Annotated in this window: 10 protein-coding genes; 7 read left to right on the forward strand and 3 right to left on the reverse strand. The window is 46.0% G+C overall.

All coding sequences use genetic code 11. From position 1 onward, the window contains the following. Positions 1 to 15 precede the first annotated feature (15 nt). A complete protein-coding gene (locus AC1XUF_RS09575; RefSeq protein WP_483341551.1) occupies positions 16 to 2,181 on the reverse strand; it encodes a TonB-dependent receptor in 2,166 nt (721 codons plus the stop codon). A gap of 384 nt (positions 2,182 to 2,565) precedes the next feature. On the opposite strand from AC1XUF_RS09575, the gene AC1XUF_RS09580 reads away from it, so the two are divergent. The 5 genes from AC1XUF_RS09580 (at position 2,566) to AC1XUF_RS09600 (ending at position 9,204) form a co-directional block, all read left to right on the forward strand. Then, positions 2,566 to 2,778: a hypothetical protein gene (locus AC1XUF_RS09580; RefSeq protein ID WP_483341552.1), complete on the forward strand. Its 213-nt coding sequence runs from the start codon at positions 2,566 to 2,568 to the stop codon at positions 2,776 to 2,778. A gap of 27 nt (positions 2,779 to 2,805) precedes the next feature. Beyond that, entirely contained in the window at positions 2,806 to 3,000 is a 195-nt protein-coding gene (locus AC1XUF_RS09585; RefSeq protein ID WP_483341553.1) for a hypothetical protein, read from the forward strand. A 151-nt stretch (positions 3,001 to 3,151) separates the two neighbouring features. Continuing rightward, positions 3,152 to 4,381, forward strand: coding sequence for a multidrug effflux MFS transporter (locus AC1XUF_RS09590; protein WP_483341554.1), 1,230 nt, complete (start codon positions 3,152 to 3,154; stop codon positions 4,379 to 4,381). A gap of 8 nt (positions 4,382 to 4,389) precedes the next feature. Next, a complete protein-coding gene (locus tag AC1XUF_RS09595) occupies positions 4,390 to 6,315 on the forward strand; it encodes an AAA domain-containing protein (RefSeq protein WP_483341555.1) in 1,926 nt (641 codons plus the stop codon). A 105-nt stretch (positions 6,316 to 6,420) separates the two neighbouring features. Then, the gene (locus AC1XUF_RS09600) at positions 6,421 to 9,204 is read left to right on the forward strand and encodes a DUF5686 and carboxypeptidase regulatory-like domain-containing protein (protein ID WP_483341556.1); all 2,784 of its coding nucleotides are present in this window, start codon (positions 6,421 to 6,423) and stop codon (positions 9,202 to 9,204) included. A 15-nt stretch (positions 9,205 to 9,219) separates the two neighbouring features. Here AC1XUF_RS09600 and AC1XUF_RS09605 read toward each other — a convergent pair whose 3' ends face one another. Next, a complete protein-coding gene (locus AC1XUF_RS09605; protein ID WP_483341557.1) occupies positions 9,220 to 10,362 on the reverse strand; it encodes an ATP-binding protein in 1,143 nt (380 codons plus the stop codon). Between the two features lie 161 nt (positions 10,363 to 10,523). Between AC1XUF_RS09605 and AC1XUF_RS09610 the strand changes: the two genes are divergently transcribed. Both AC1XUF_RS09610 and AC1XUF_RS09615 read left to right on the forward strand, forming a co-directional pair. Beyond that, complete coding sequence (locus AC1XUF_RS09610; protein ID WP_483341558.1) at positions 10,524 to 11,690, forward strand: acyltransferase family protein; 1,167 nt, start codon at positions 10,524 to 10,526, stop codon at positions 11,688 to 11,690. A gap of 126 nt (positions 11,691 to 11,816) precedes the next feature. Further along, the gene (locus tag AC1XUF_RS09615; RefSeq protein ID WP_483341559.1) at positions 11,817 to 12,464 is read left to right on the forward strand and encodes an NAD(P)-dependent oxidoreductase; all 648 of its coding nucleotides are present in this window, start codon (positions 11,817 to 11,819) and stop codon (positions 12,462 to 12,464) included. A gap of 47 nt (positions 12,465 to 12,511) precedes the next feature. On the opposite strand, the gene AC1XUF_RS09620 is transcribed toward AC1XUF_RS09615, so the two are convergent. Continuing rightward, complete coding sequence (locus tag AC1XUF_RS09620) at positions 12,512 to 15,493, reverse strand: FAD-binding and (Fe-S)-binding domain-containing protein (protein ID WP_483341560.1); 2,982 nt, start codon at positions 15,491 to 15,493, stop codon at positions 12,512 to 12,514. Positions 15,494 to 15,839 lie beyond the last annotated feature (346 nt).

Raw genomic sequence — 15,839 nt, forward strand, 5'->3', positions numbered from 1 at the left:
GGTTAAATGTTTGATTTATAAGTTGTTCAGATTATTGGCGGACTTGTCTTTGGATAGGGTGATAAATAGCCCGACAAATGCAAACCGTTTGGCACCCTGGCCGACAGGTAAACTGGCGAATGTGCCGGTTTCGTCGGGCTGCGCGGCGTACCGATAGCCGAAAACATTGCTTCTGCCCAGTACGTTAGAGCATGCAGCATGGATGATTACATTCGGTTTGGGCAGGTAACTCCAGCTCAAACTCAAGTCGCTGTACATTTTGGTTTTACCCTGCATTTCACCGGCCAGGTTTGGGTTATTGTAAGGATAGCCGCTGTTCCAGGACCACGAGCCGCCCAATTGGGATTTCAGCGCACCTACAAAATGTTTGACGACGACCGAGCCATTGTGTTTGGGCGCAAAGGATGGCTGCACTTTGGTTTCATAATTGGCAAACCGGCGTTTGCTGTCTACGAAACTATAAGTGACCCAGAAGTCGGTACCACTGATCGTTTTTTTGTCGCGGTAGAAAAAATCAACGCCTCTTGCATAACCGGCTCCGTTTTCGGCAATGTTACTTGGGTCGGTGGCTAAACCTTTGTAGGTGATCAGATTATCATATATTTTATAAAAAGATTCAGCCCGGAATGTGCGTTTGTTATTGACAATGAAGTAATTAAAGATGTAATGCGTGGCGGCTGTATTTTTCAGGTCTGTTTGCAGAACCCTTATTTTTTCTTCCGGTAACTGCCTGAATTTTCCCGCTGCAAATGAAAACTGCCCCCGATTTTCCAATTGATAGGCTATCGAAAATCTTGGTGTCACCCAGGTTTGATGGGCCAATGTACTGTGCCCTGTACGCAATCCGCCTACCATAATCAGCCGGTTGCTGAAATAGTAAGTCGCTTCAATGAAATGGTTGAACTGGTGATCGGAGTAGCTTCTTTTGCGGTTTTCGTCGGGCAATGCTTCGGAATATGATTTGATGTACCATTCCAAACCGTTTTTCAAGGAGAACTGGGGCGAGAAATCCTTGACGGCGACTGCTTTGGTATGGGCCAGCCGGTTCATCTGGCGGATCGGTTGGAAGTTAATGTTGTATTTGTCGCGGTTATGCGAATAGGCAATGCCGCCGTAGAAAAACCAGCCTTTGTTTCCGGAATGTTTCAGCGAAATGTTGCCATAAGAATACCGGTTGTTCAGTTGGACGCGATCACCGCGGCCCTCATCGCCCGGAACCCTTTGCCAGATCGCCATGCCGTTTCCTTCGGTATGGAAATAAGCTTTGATAAAACCCGATTTTGCTTTCGCTGCATTTCCCCATTTTTGCCTCAATGAAATCTCCGAATCCCAACTGGCCGGGCTCTTCTCCCAATCAAAATTCTGTTTGACCAAGGACTGGTAAGGAGCGAGATTATAGTAGTTTCCGGATGCAGTCAATGCATTTTGTTTCCCCACCAAAGTCTGTGAATATCCGCCGCCCAATGACATCACGCTGATGTCCCCCTGATTTCGCAGCGGCATATCCAAAGTGTTTAACGCCAACGCCGAGGAAAGTGCCTGCCCGTATTCGGCCGAGTATCCCCCGGTGCTGAAAAACGATCCTTTGAAAAGATTGGGACTGAAACGCGTTCTGGTCGGCACATTGGAAGCCGTGCTGCCGAATGCATTGCCCACCTGCAATCCATCAATAAAAATGGATGTTTCGGAAGCGTCCCCACCTCTTACGAACAACCGTCCGTCGTTACCTACCGTGGATGTCCCGGGCAAAGTGAGCAAAGCAGCGGTGATATCACCCATTGCGCCGGAAGTAGTAACAATATCAATGGGTTTCAGTACGACGGATTTTTTCTGATCACTGGCCTCCATGGCGCCTGCAGTAATGGTGACTGCGGTAAGCAGGTTAATGCTTTCTGCCAAAGCTACTGTCAGTGAAACCGGCTGTCCCGAGCAGTTAATGCTCATTTCCTGTGTTTTGAATCCAAGCGCCTGAATGGTAATGGTTTGATTGCCCGTCTCCTCGGACTGAAATGAGAAATTTCCGTTGCTGTCCGAAGAGGTACCATCATAAGTCCCTTTCAGGGTAACATTGGCGCCGGGGATCGCTTCGCCTTTTTGGTCCGTAACTTTTCCGGAAATCGTTGTTTGCGCGGAAGCGATCGTAGCGACGAACAGGAGGAAGATGGTCAGGTACAGTTTCATTTTTGCCTTGGTTTATCCAAAATTGAGCAGAAAGGAAACCAGCGGGAAACGAAGCTAACCCAAGTTTAGAATTAGCAGGCTGAAGCGTAAAATGAGGCTTACGAAGTGTAGCCGGGAATACCAGAATCTGCCAGTGCAACCGGTCGGAACTGTGGACTGCGGCGGGGCCATTCCAGGTTATTCAGCCGAAAATTTTAAAAAATTTATAAAATTTCACAAATTGCTTGTATTCAAATATTTAGTTCTGTATTTTCAGTGGAAACTTAAACATCGGCGGTATTTGGAGATTCTATACGTTTAAAAATTTTGTTGGTCTGGCATATTTATTTATCGACTGACCGAAAACAATTTCACTGTAAGAATAAATCTCAACCAAATATCACTATGGTAGCTTCATTAGGTAACAACGCAATCAGTACTTTAAAACCAGGCGCAGTTCTAACCGTATCAGGCGCCAAAACTGAAACAGATGCCCAAAAAGAGGTGGCAGCATTTCTACAATCAAGTAACAGGGACGACTTAGGTTATTTCCTCATTTCAAAAGATTACTTTTTGTTGTATTTGAAGTCGGGAAGTTCATCAAGTGGAATTGCGTAAGGCATTAACTCTTTTGATCAAACAGATATGGTACAATCAGGTACTTTCAAATTACTTGGGCAGAAGCTCATCAATATTATCATTCACAGAGACGACGTAGTCAAAATAGCACCGATCAAAAAGGGACGCGGATGCATTATTTATCTCAAAAACAAAGTTCCTTATGCGGTTAGTGAAACCGAAAGAGAAGTGTACAAGAAGCTGGACTGGGTCGCAGCATAACATTCTGTTACCGTGGAAAATGGAAGAAGGCGTCGGCAAAACCGGCGCCTTATTTGTTGTACAGCTTTATCAAAAATCCGGAATATTGCATTGCTGCCGAACCCGCCCGGATTTATCGGCGTTATCCGGTTTCTACACCACAATCATACTCATGTCCAAAAATACCTATTTCTTTTTAATCCTGATTTTAGGAAGTCTCACAGCACTTGGTCCTTTTTCGATTGATATGTACCTACCCGGTTTTCCGGCAATAGCCAAAGACCTGCACACCACCGCTGCGAAGGTTTCGCTTTCCTTGTCTGGCTTCTTTATCGGCATTTCATTCGGACAATTATTATATGGCCCGCTGCTGGACAGGTTCGGCAGAAAGAAACCCCTTTTTGTAGGTCTTTGCGTGTATGTCGTTGCGTCAATCGGTTGCGCTGTGACCAATAGCATTGAAGGATTAATTGTACTTCGGGTGGTCCAGGCCATTGGAAGCTGTGCCGCCACAGTCGCCTCAGTAGCGATGGTAAGGGACCTTTTTCCGGTAGGCGAAAATGCCAAGGTGTTTTCGTTGCTGCTTCTGGTTGTAGGCGTTTCGCCCATGATCGCGCCTACGGTGGGTGGCTACGTGACTGCCGAATTTGGGTGGCATACCGTCTTCTGGATATTGGCCGTTATGGGCATTGCGATTTTGGCAGCGACTGTTTTTTGGCTCCCGGACAGTTACAAGCCGGACAAAACGATGTCTTTAAAACCCAAGCCTATCATGCAGAATTTTATCGCGGTCATTCAAAACCCACAATTCTTCACGTACGCCGTAACGGGAGCCGTCGCATTCTCAGGGCTGTTTGCCTATGTTTCTGGCTCACCATTGGTATTCATGGAGGTTTTTCATACCGACGAAAAAGTCTATGGCTGGATATTTGCCTTTTTATCGGTCGGTTTCATTGGTTCAAGCCAGCTTAACACGTTGTTCCTGCGAAAGTTCAGCAGCGAACAGGTTGTGAATATCGCGTTGATTTCCCAGGTGGTTATTTCGTTTACCTTCTTGGCTGCGGCTTTAAATGGCTTGCTCACCTTGCCGGTTACGATTGTCTTTCTGTTCTTTTTCCTTTGCTGTGTGGGTTATACCTACCCCAATGCAGCCGCACTTTCGCTTGCGCCATTTACCAAGAATGCAGGCAGCGCCTCCGCATTAATGGGCGCATTTCAAATGGGCGCAGGCACTCTCATCTCTATCGCAATCAGTATGTTTGAAGTTCCGTCGGTGGTACCGATGGTAGGCTCGATGGCGATTTCGGCATCGCTTGCACTGATGGTCCTGCTGGTGGGAAGACGTTTCATTACAGAGAAAATAGAAGTCCAGGAAGGAGCGGATGCCGGAATGGCACATTGATATTGACAATGACAGCATATTTCAAAAAGCTACTCGATTTACTGAAAATTGAAAGGGAAGAAGACCGTCAGTCCTATATCAGGCTCACCGCAATGTCGTCTGTTTCAGAACGTCGGGCGAACGGACTGGCCTGGTATCCTATTGCGATCCGTGGAAATGAGATGACACGCGGCGAATACCTGGCGGTGGAAGTGGAGCGCACCACACATCAGGATATTCCGCACCAATTACGTTTTGGCGTACCTGCGGTTTTGTTCAGTAACCATGATGCGAAAAATGACCGGGTTGAAGGGGTTATATCCCACCAGAGCGGAAACCGGCTTAAAATCACCTTGCGTACCGACGAGCTACCCGAATGGTCCCGCGATGGCAAGCTGGGGATCGATCTGCTGTTTGACGACAATAGTTACGACGAAATGCAGCATGCGCTCAAAGCAGCTTCCGCAATTTCTGAAAATGATCAGGGAGGACATTTGGTAAAGGTGTTAACCGGAGAAAAACCGGCCACTTTCAACGACAGCCAGCCTGCACAACCTGTTTCATCTCTGAACGAATTTCAAAATGAGGCAGTAAGTAAAATCCTAAAAGCCAATGAACTTGCGATTGTGCACGGCCCTCCGGGCACAGGAAAAACCACCACGTTGGTCCAGGCGATCAAAGCTTTGTCCCAAAGAGACCGCAAGAAAATTCTGGTCGTGGCGCCCAGCAATACCGCTGTGGATTTGCTGAGTGAAAAACTGAGCGAGGAAGGTTTGAATGTCGTCCGGGTCGGCAATCCGGTGCGGGTTTCGGAGCGGCTGATGTCGCTTACATTGGACAGTAAGATGACTGCGCATGCTGGCATGAAGGATGTAAAAACCTTGAAAAAACAAGCAAGCGAGTACAAGAACCTGGCGCATAAATACAAACGTCAGTTTGGAAAAGCCGAGCGCGATCAGCGGAAAGCGCTTTTCGACGAAGCGCACAGGATCATGAAAGACCTGGGGAAAATCGAGCAATATGTGATTGACGATATATTGGAAAAAGCCCAGGTAATCACCGCCACGCTGGTAGGTTCCCATCACCATACCGTGCGGAATCTTAGATACGATACAGTTTTTATTGATGAAGCCGGCCAGGCATTGGAGCCTGCCTGCTGGATCCCCATCTTGAAGGCGGAGAAAGTGATACTGGCAGGGGATCATTTTCAGCTTGCTCCGACGATCAAGTCGACCGAAGCGGCGAGGAATGGGCTAAGCAAAACGTTGCTGGAAAAATCTGTAGAATTGCATCCCGACGCGGTAGTTTTATTGGAAGAGCAGTACCGTATGAACGAGCAGATCATGGGATTTTCTTCCAAAGAATTTTATCAGGATCAATTAAAGGCACATTCGTCGGTAGCAAAACGAAAGTTGTTTGCTGAGGACCTCCCGCTCGTTTTTATTGATACGGCAGGCTGTGGATTTGACGAAAAGCTGGAAGGTACCAGCTCAACGAACCCCGACGAGGCTGCATTTCTGTTGAGACATTTGTCCCAGCTCGTTACTTCGCTCGCAGGGACGGAAGCAACGTTAGTGAACAACCCGAACCATTTCCCAACGATTGCGATTATCTCGCCATACAAAGAGCAGATCAACGTCCTGAAAGATCAATTGGCCCATTCTTTGGCTTTACAGCCCTTTTTGAGTAAAATTTCGGTCAATAGCATTGACAGTTTTCAGGGCCAGGAGCGGGATGTAGTTTATATCAGCATGACAAGAAGCAACGCGGAGGGCGAAATCGGGTTTTTGTCCGACATCCGCCGGATGAATGTGGCAATGACCCGGGCAAAGAAAAAGCTTGTGGTGATCGGCGACAGCGCGACGCTTTCACAACTTCAGTTTTACACCGATTTTGTTACTTATGCGGAGCATCTGAATGCTTACCAAAGTGCCTGGGAGTTTGCAGACATATAGTTTGTGCTTTTTGGTTTTGTTTTCCATGCAACCGGTTTATCTTTAAAAGCATCTTGGGGAAAGATGCTCAGCAACCTATATTCATCGCGGACCAGAAAAACGCTTATGCAAAAACGCTACGCCATTATTTTACTTCTTTTACTAGTTTCAGCAGGTTACTCATTTTCACAGACCGGCGTAAAAGGGCTCATAAAAACCACTAAGGGCGAACCGCTGCCGTTTGCCGCAATCATTGTGAAAGGCACCGAGATCAGTACGATCTCCAACGAAGAAGGGCGCTACCAGCTCGATCTGAAACCGGGTTATCACGAAGTTATTTTTCAATATCTGGGTTTCAAAACCGGGATGAAGGCTTTTACCATTGAGAATAAAATGGAGACTTTTGATCTCACCATGGAGGAGCAGGCGCTGAACCTGGGCGAGGTGCGGATCGGCAGCCGGGATGAAGATCCGGCCTACACCATCATGCGCCGGGCGATCGCCAAGAGCCGCTACCATTTATTGCAGGTAGATAGTTACACCGCAAAAGCATATTCCAAATCCTCCATCGTGATCACCGATTTGCCGATGGAGTTTTTGTATAAAAAGCAATTAAAGGAAGCCGAGCAGGAAACGAATTTCAAAAAAGGCGTCCCGATTTTAAATGAGAGCGTGACGGAAGTGACTTTTCGGCAGCCGAATTTTTACAAACAAAAGGTAATTGCTTCGCGAAACAGCCAGGATAAAGATTTCGCTAATCCCAATGCCTATCTCCTTGCGAGTTTTTATCAGCCCGAGGTGGTAAAGGCGGTTTCTCCGCTGTCGCCACGTGCATTTGCCTACTATAAGTTTGAATATCAGGGGTCCTTCCGGGAAAATGGGATTGAGGTGAACAAGATCAAAGTGACGCCGCGGTCTTATGGTGAGGGCGTCTATCGTGGTACGATCCACATTATCGAAGACGAGTGGGCCATTTACAGCCTCGATCTGGAAACCGTGAATACCGGTTTTACGATATCCATCAAGCAGGTTTATAGTCCGGTACAGGGCGTATGGATGCCTGTTAACCAGCAGTTTCATGTAGCTGGCGGGATCTATGGATTAAAGGGGAAAGGTGATTTTGTGATCTCTCAGTCATTTTCAAATGTAAAGATCAACCCGACATTCCGGCCTGACATTGTGGTCGTGGATGGCAAAAAAGAGAAAGACGAAGCTAAAAAAGTAAAGCTGACCAACCGCGAGATCAAAACCCAGAAACTGGAAGAGGTAGTGAGCAAGCAGAAGGAATTTTCGGCCAAAAACCTGCGCAAGCTCATGAAAGAGTATGAAAAGCAGGATTTGAAAGCCAAAGAGGAAAAAGGCGAGGATATCGACCTGAATTTCAGCAGAAATGATTCGACCGTGGTGGATTCGATGGCGGGCAGGCGGACGATGGCATTCTGGGATTCGATCCGCACCGTGCCGCTGACAACCGCGGAGGTGAAAAGTTACACGCGGCTCGACAGCATTATCGTGGTGCAGGAAAACAAGAAACCTGAAAACAATACCAAAACCAAGGCAAAATCCGACACCACGAAAAGTGGGAAAAGCGGCGGAAGCTTTTCCGGGTTTTTGGGTGATGTGTTGACGGGGCATAGCTTTAAATTGGGCAAGAAAAGTCCGTGGCGGCTGGATTACGTCAGTCCGATTTTTGGGGCACAAGTCAATACGGTTGAAGGTTTGGCTTTGAATGGGGGAGGGCTGAAATTACATTACGGCGGCGGCAAAAAGATTGGCGCAGAGCAGGTTGAGATCGGCGCGAATGGCGTAAAACGCACCAGGCAGGAAACAAGAAAGCAGGATTTGTCGATCAATGCATTGACGCGCTATTCATTTGCAAGGCAGAAATTGCTGGCGACGGGCGGCTTGGATTATACCTCCGGCCGAAGCACGTTCAACCTGATCGGCGGAAGTACGGTGTCACAATTTAATGGCGAAAATCCGATGCACCCGCTGCTGAATACATTCACAACATTGTTTCTGGAAAGGAATTTTATCAAAATTTACCAGAAGAATTTCGTCAGGCTGAATTTCAAAACCGATCGGGAAAACGAACATTTTGAAATCAAAGCCAATATGGAATACGCCGACCGTAGCGCACTGAGAAATGTGCACGACACCAGTCCTTACAGCTGGATCGACTGGAAGCGCCGGGAGTTTACGTCAAACATTCCCTTCAGCGCTGAGAACACAGACGAGACCCTCACCAAATCCTACGAAATGCCCGCCCACCAGGCGTTGACATTAGGCCTGACGGCATCGTATAAACCGTGGCAGAAGTACAAAATCAAAAGTGGGAAAACGACTTTCTACGATGACGATTCGCCCAAACTATTTTTGACTTACCGAAAAGGTATTAACAAAGCATTTGGCAGCGATGTAGATTATGATTTTGTCCAAGTGGGCATCCAGCACGGTTTTGAAACAGGTGTGAGGAGCAAGCTCCGGTATAAGCTGGCTGCGGGGAAATTCCTGAATGATGCAAACGTATTTTTTTCTGATTTCCAGCATTTCGCGGGTAATCAGTTCTTTTTCCAATTTGGAGATCCTGTTGGCACATTCCGAATGCTGGATTATTACAAATACAGCACATCCAAAGAATTCTTCGAAGCGCACTTGCTGAGCGAATTCCGTAAATTCCTGTTAACCCAGATCACCTGGTTCAGGATCATGGGGATCAAGGAAAATTTCTTTCTGCATTATCTGGCTACGCCTGCATCGGATAATTACACCGAACTGGGCTATGGGCTGGATGTAGGTATCCGGTTCCCATTCCGCATTGAGGTAGCAAACAGCTTTGAAGGGTTTAGTTACAAACACACCGTTTTCAGGATCGGGACTACGATGAATATTAATTTGGGCAGGAATTAAACGATCTGGGAATGCTTAAAGAAGAAATTCATCGAAGTTTTCATTGTGTATCACTTTGAACTCACTTTGGGGGTATGCATTGGAAAACGTCCTGGGGAATGCCGCCTTCGCATTTGGGTCCCATTTGAACTCATAAGCATAGAGTTTGCCATCTTTTTCCTCCAGATAATCAATCTCGGTTTGTTGTTTGGTCCGCCAATAATAATAGTTTGCCCAAATGCCTTTGTAATTGATAAATTTCATTCGCTCCGATACAATGAAATTTTCCCATAAAGCTCCGATATCTGTCCGGAGTTCTGGCTGAGCAAAGTTTGCAATCAAAGCATTCCTGACCCCGTTGTCATAAAAATAGAATTTACGGCTGTTTTTGAGTTCGTTTCTTAAATTTCTACTGAAAGATCCTAACCTAAAAATAACAAAGACCTGCTCCAAGAGATTGATATATTTTTCAATGGTCTTATTGTCGAGTCCGCAAACTTGGCCGAGTTCGTTAAATGACACTTGTGAACCTACCTGGAAAGCCAGCGCCTGAAGTAATCTCAATAGTTTTTCCGGCCGCTGAATATTTTCCCAGCTCAGTATGTCTTTGTATAAATAACTGTCTGTGAGCTGTTTTAAAATATCTTTTTCTTCGCCAGGGTGATTAACAATGTCCGGATAGTAGCCATAGATAAGCCTCTGGGGCAGCAATCTCTTTTCTTCTAGCAGGCCGTGATGGGCGACCATCTCCCCAAATGATATTGGGAACATTCTATATTCCCATTTTCGCCCCGTTAGTGGTTCATTTACTTTATTGGCAAGCTCAAATGAAGAGCTTCCAGTGGCAACCAATTGAACATCCTTTATATTGTCGGTAATGAGTTTTAATTTTAAACCGATGTCTGAAATTCTTTGGGCTTCATCTATGATAATGTTACGTTTACCAGCGAATAACTGTCGGAGACGCGAGGATGTTGCTGTTTCGAACAGGGCTCTTACATCTGGTTCGTCACCATTTAGCCACAAGGTTGTCTGCTGATCCGTAAAAAGTTTTGATAGCAGCGTTGTCTTACCCACTTGACGAGCGCCCAAAAGTATGATGGCTTTCCCGTCGTATAATTTGGATTCGATATTAGCCTGAAGACTCCGTTCGATCATTTTGTGTAGAAATAAAGTCAAAAATACAACTTTTTAGGAATGGATTCCCAAAAAGTCATGACTTTTTGGGAATCCATTCCTAAAAGTGCGGTTTTCAAAAACTGAGGAATTTCTTATTTTCGTAGATGCGGCATACATTGTGACTCGGGCCTCCTCCCTCATGAACCTTTTAAACAAACCCGATGCCAAACAGAACCCTCTGGCTTGACTACCTCCGCTCTTTTATCACTGTTCTGGTTGTAGCGCACCATTCTTCACTGGCGTATACCACATTTGCTTTTTTTGACCAAGTGGCTTACATCCGGTCTACGCATGCAATCGTGGATAACCAAAGGTGGGTGGGGATGGATATTTTCGAAAATTTCAATGACGTATTTTTCATGTCGCTGATGTTTTTCATTTCCGGGTTGTTCGTCGTAAAAAGCATTTTGAAAAAAGGGGCGACGACTTTTATAAAAGAGCGGATTTACAGGCTGTTGATTCCTTTTCTGGTTTTGGGGACGCTGCTGAACCTCTTGGCATACTATCCTTCCTATTTGCTTGCCCATCACAAAAATGATGTTTGGGCCTACATCATCGATTTCTTCGCTGTTGAGCAATGGCCTGTCGGGCCGCCCTGGTTTATATGGGTTTTGTTTTTGTTCAATATGCTGTTTGCCGTCATTTATGGTTTAATTGGAAGGCGATTTTACGAACAGAAGTTTACAATGCAGTTGATGAACAAACCGCAAAACCTGATCGCATGTTGGTTTCTCTTCACATTTGTTTTATACGTACCTTTTGCGATGTGGGCTGGCCCAGGCTCCTGGACTGGTTTTGGACCTTTTGACTTTCAGCTCAGCCGGATCGTTCTTTACTTCGGTTATTTTATACTGGGGACTGCGATTGGGAATACCAATTTTAATGACGGACTATTCTCCTCTCAATCATTTCTGGTCAGAAATTGGTGGCTTTGGGCAATTCTTTGTCTGGCCATTTATGTAGTTCTGACAATTGTACCCGAAACATTAACGAAACTCGTCAACGAAGGCAGGCTTGCAGAAATCAAGGGTTATCTGATCTATTTTTCGATCTATGTAGCTTCGTCAACATTCAGCTGCATCGCTTTTTTAACCACTTTCCGCGCGCTCGTTCGGTCACCAAAACAGTGGTGGAGTTCGCTTTCCGACCATGCTTATCTCATTTATCTGGTCCATTTTGGGTTTGTGACCTGGTGCCAGTTTGCTTTGCTGAATGCTGACTTGCACGCATTTCTCAAGTTTTTGATCGCCTTTACGGTCGCTGTCTCAGGAAGCTGGCTGTTAAGTTACGTAATCCGAAAAAATGCGTTTTTCAGGAAGTATTTGTAAAGAGATTTATATATTGCAACATCAAAATCTACTGATAAAATAAGGCTCTGTTACAGATGAGTAATCTCTGTATTCCCGTACAAATAGTCCGGGTGTGTATACATATTCCTTTTTTTATTAGAAGAAATGAAACAATTCCCAAAAATTGCCGTCATCGGCGGTGCCGGCCGGACAGGCCAATACCTTGTTCAACAACTGCTTGACAGAGGGTTTTATCTAAAATTGCTGCTTCGAAATCCTGACGTATTTTCCATTTCCAGTCCACTTATTGAAATCATCAAAGGTGATGTGCTGAATGCTGAAATAACCGATAGTCTGCTTGAAGGCTGCGATGCTGTGATCAGTACAGTGGGCCAGCGAAAAGGCGAGCCGCTGGTTGCAAGCGCAGCTACCAGCAACATTCTCCAGGCGATCGGGAAGCATCAGATTGCCGGCAAAGAAATCCGTTACATTTTACTTGCTGGACTTAATCTGGACACGCCTTTTGATAAGAAGGGGCCGGAAACACAAAAAGCCACTGATTGGATGAAAGCTACCTTTCCTGAAATTCAGGAAGACAGGCAAAAAGCGTATTCGCTACTGGAAAATAGTACGGTAAGCTGGACGATGGTCAGAGTGCCATTTATTGAATTTGACAATGCAAGAAGCGAATTGAAAGTCAGTCTGGAAGATTGCCCGGGACAGAAAATCAGCGCAGGAGATATTGCACGCTTTATGATCGCGCAATTGGCTGATGATGCCTACGTCAGGAAATCACCTTTTATCGCTGGCTAGAATAGGCAGGTCTTAATAGGTTGCAAAGGCCTGTAAGACCTGTCATTTTAAACCAACGCTTCCCACAAGATCTCCGCCGGATGCAGCGCCTTCCGGCCTGTACCATCGTGGATCTGGTGGCGGCAACTTGTTCCAGGCGCGGCGATGATGACTTCCTCAGGCTGTTGGCGCACGGCCGGAAACAGTACCAGTTCGCCGATCTGCATGGAGATATCATAATGTTCTTTTTCATACCCGAATGACCCCGCCATGCCGCAGCAGCCCGATGGGATGAGCTGCACGGTATAATTCTCAGGCAGCGAAAGCATTTTTTTGGTAGGTATCACGCTGGAAATCGCTTTTTGCTGGCAATGCCCATGAAGCTTGATCAGGCGTTTTTCAGTCGTAAATTGATTTTTAGAAATGTTTTTCAGCTCGATTTCGCGGGAAATAAACTCATCGAATTGCAAAGCATTCTGCGCCAGCTTTTTTGCATCTTCTACCAGGCCGTCACTAACGAGATCTGGGTATTCGTCACGGAAAGTCAGGATCGCGGACGGCTCTATGCCGACAAGCGGAGTATTATGAGAAATAAGATTTTTCAGCAGGTGAATGTTCTCTTCGGCAATTTTCTTCGCGTCTTTCAAAAGGCCTTTGGACAGCTGCGGACGTCCAGACGGTGCATGATTTGGGATAATCACTTCATAGCCCAACTTTTCCAATGTCAGAATTGACTTTTTGCCAATTTCAACATCATTATAATTGGTAAACTCATCACAAAAAAGATAGACTTTCCGCTCGGATTTCACGGCTTCTTTTTTGCGGCCTTCATACCATTTTTTTAAAGTGGTGCTGTGCAAAAGCGGCATCGTGCGCTCGGGGTGAAACCCTACCAAGCTGTTCGCCAGCTTCCGTAGGGGCGCATTTTTATAGATCAGATTATAAGCCCAGGGCACATAACTCGCAATACCGGTCATTTTGGAAAAATTACCGACCAGCCAAGACCGTACCGGCACGCCGTGCACATCGTGGTACTGCTGCAAAAATTCCATTTTCAGCTTAGCCACATCCACATTGGACGGACATTCGCCTTTGCAGCCTTTACAAGCCAGGCACAGATCGTAAACTTCTTTAATTTCCTGATTATCAAACCGGTTTTCCTTCGGAGAGCGCGTCAGCATTTCTCGCAGGATATTGGCACGGGCACGGGTGGTATCTTTTTCATTGCGGGTGGCCATGAAGCTGGGGCACATGGTGCCGCCGCTCAGCGAAGTCTTCCGGCAATCACCCGATCCATTGCATTGTTCGGCATGTTGCAGGATATCCTGGTCGTGAAAGCGGAAATAAGTTTTGAACTCCGGCGTTTTCTGGTCGGGCTCATACCTCAGGAATGTGTCCATGGGCGCCGTATCCACGATTTTGCCGGGATTGAAAATGTTATTCGGGTCCCAGGTCTTCTTGATTTCCTTAAAAAGCTGGTAATTATGTTCACCGACCATTTTAGGGATAAACTCACCCCGTAAACGTCCGTCACCATGCTCGCCCGACAACGAACCATCGTATTTTTTTACCAGGTTCGCAATTTCTTCGGCAATCATCCTGAATTGGCGATGACCTTCGGCGGTTTTTAAATTAATAATAGGCCGCAAGTGCAATTCTCCCGAGCCTGCATGGGCATAATGCACCGCAGACATGCCATGCTTTTTAAGGATTTCATTAAAATCTCTGATATATTCAGGTTGGTCGTACACGTCGATCGCCGTGTCTTCGATCACCGCGACCGCCTTTTCGTCACCAGGAATATTGGCGAGTAAACCTAGTCCTGCTTTCCTCAATGTCCAGATTTTCTTGGTGTCGTCGCCAAAAAGCAGTGGATAATGGAACCCAATCCCTGCTTCTTTCAACTCTGTTTCCAATGCCGAGGCCAAAGATTCAACCTCTTCTTTTGTATCACGCGACAGGTCGACGACAAGGATTGCGGGGAATTTTCCGTCCGGTTTATTTTTTACGAAAAATGCATTTTTCTTCTGTTCGGCATTGGTTGTGGCACATTCGAGCACATAATCGTCGATCAACTCCACTGCCTGAGGGCCGTATTTTAAGGTAAGTATGGTGGCACGCAGCGCCTCGTCGATGTTATCGCAATGCACGCAAACCAATCCCTGTGTTTTAGGAGGTAATGGAACCAGGTTTAGTTTGATCTCTGTCAGAAAGCAAAGCGTACCTTCCGAGCCGGCAATCAGGCTGCACATATTAAATGGCTTTGCTTTGTCATTTTTAACGACGCCGGTGTAGGGTGTGGAATTGAGCAACATATCCAATGCATATCCGGTATTGCGTCGCTCTACGGAAGGTTTAGGGAAATTTTTCCTGATCTCCTCCTGATTCTTTGGAGAAATCAGAATTTCATTCGTCTTCAGATAGATCTTGTCCAGCAAGGCGGCGCTGCCGTTTAACTGGCTGGCACGATTGAGCATGGCCCGGAAATCGCCGTTTTCCATACTTTTAAATTCGGCATCAGAGCCGTCGGACAGGATCGCTTTTACTTCAAGCGTATGTTCGCGTGTGCTGCCATAAACGATGGAATTGGACCCGCAGGAATTGTTACCCACCATGCCACCTATCATAGCCCGGTTGGCCGTCGAAGTTTCAGGACCGAAGTAAAGTCCGTAAGGCTTCAAGGCCATATTTAGTTCATCCCTTATCACTCCGGGCTGTACACGGACCCACTTTCTTTCTGGATCAATCTCAAGGATTTTATTAAAGTTTTTGGATACGTCTACTACAATACCGTTACCTACGACCTGGCCCGCCAGCGATGTTCCGGCGGTTCTGGGAATAAGCGAGATCCTGTGCTTTGCGGCGTAGGAAATGAGGGTCTTGATATCTTTTTCGGACTTCGGAATCGCCACGGCCAGCGGCATCTCGCGATAAGCGGAGGCATCTGTCGCATACAAGGTCCTCATGGTATTATCGTAGTAAAGATCACCTTCCAGATTTTTTGCAAGCAAGCTCAGGTCAATGTCCGATACGGGAGACAGCAATGTCATAAGTATAATTTACTGGAGAAATTCAGGCCCCAAAGTTACGGACAACCGGAAAGGTTTGCCAATAAAAATTGGATTACTATCGGCGGGATATGCGGGCGCCAGAAATTAAAAAAATATTAATTTTTTAGTGCCAGAATCCAATATTGTATTTCTCAAATAGATTATTTGAACTCTGCCCGGATATTTAGGATTATAGGAAATTAAAATGATTTTAATGTACCAATTTTAGTCACCTATTATTGCATTATTAGGTTGTTTTATATTATTTTGCGTGAACCATGATGTAAAATTTACACTTTATCGCCAGAAAGTTCAGAAAAAGGCCTTTTCAACGCTCCTAAGGGGC

The sequence above is a fragment of the Dyadobacter sp. HNCC25DJ185 genome, assembly GCF_056895195.1.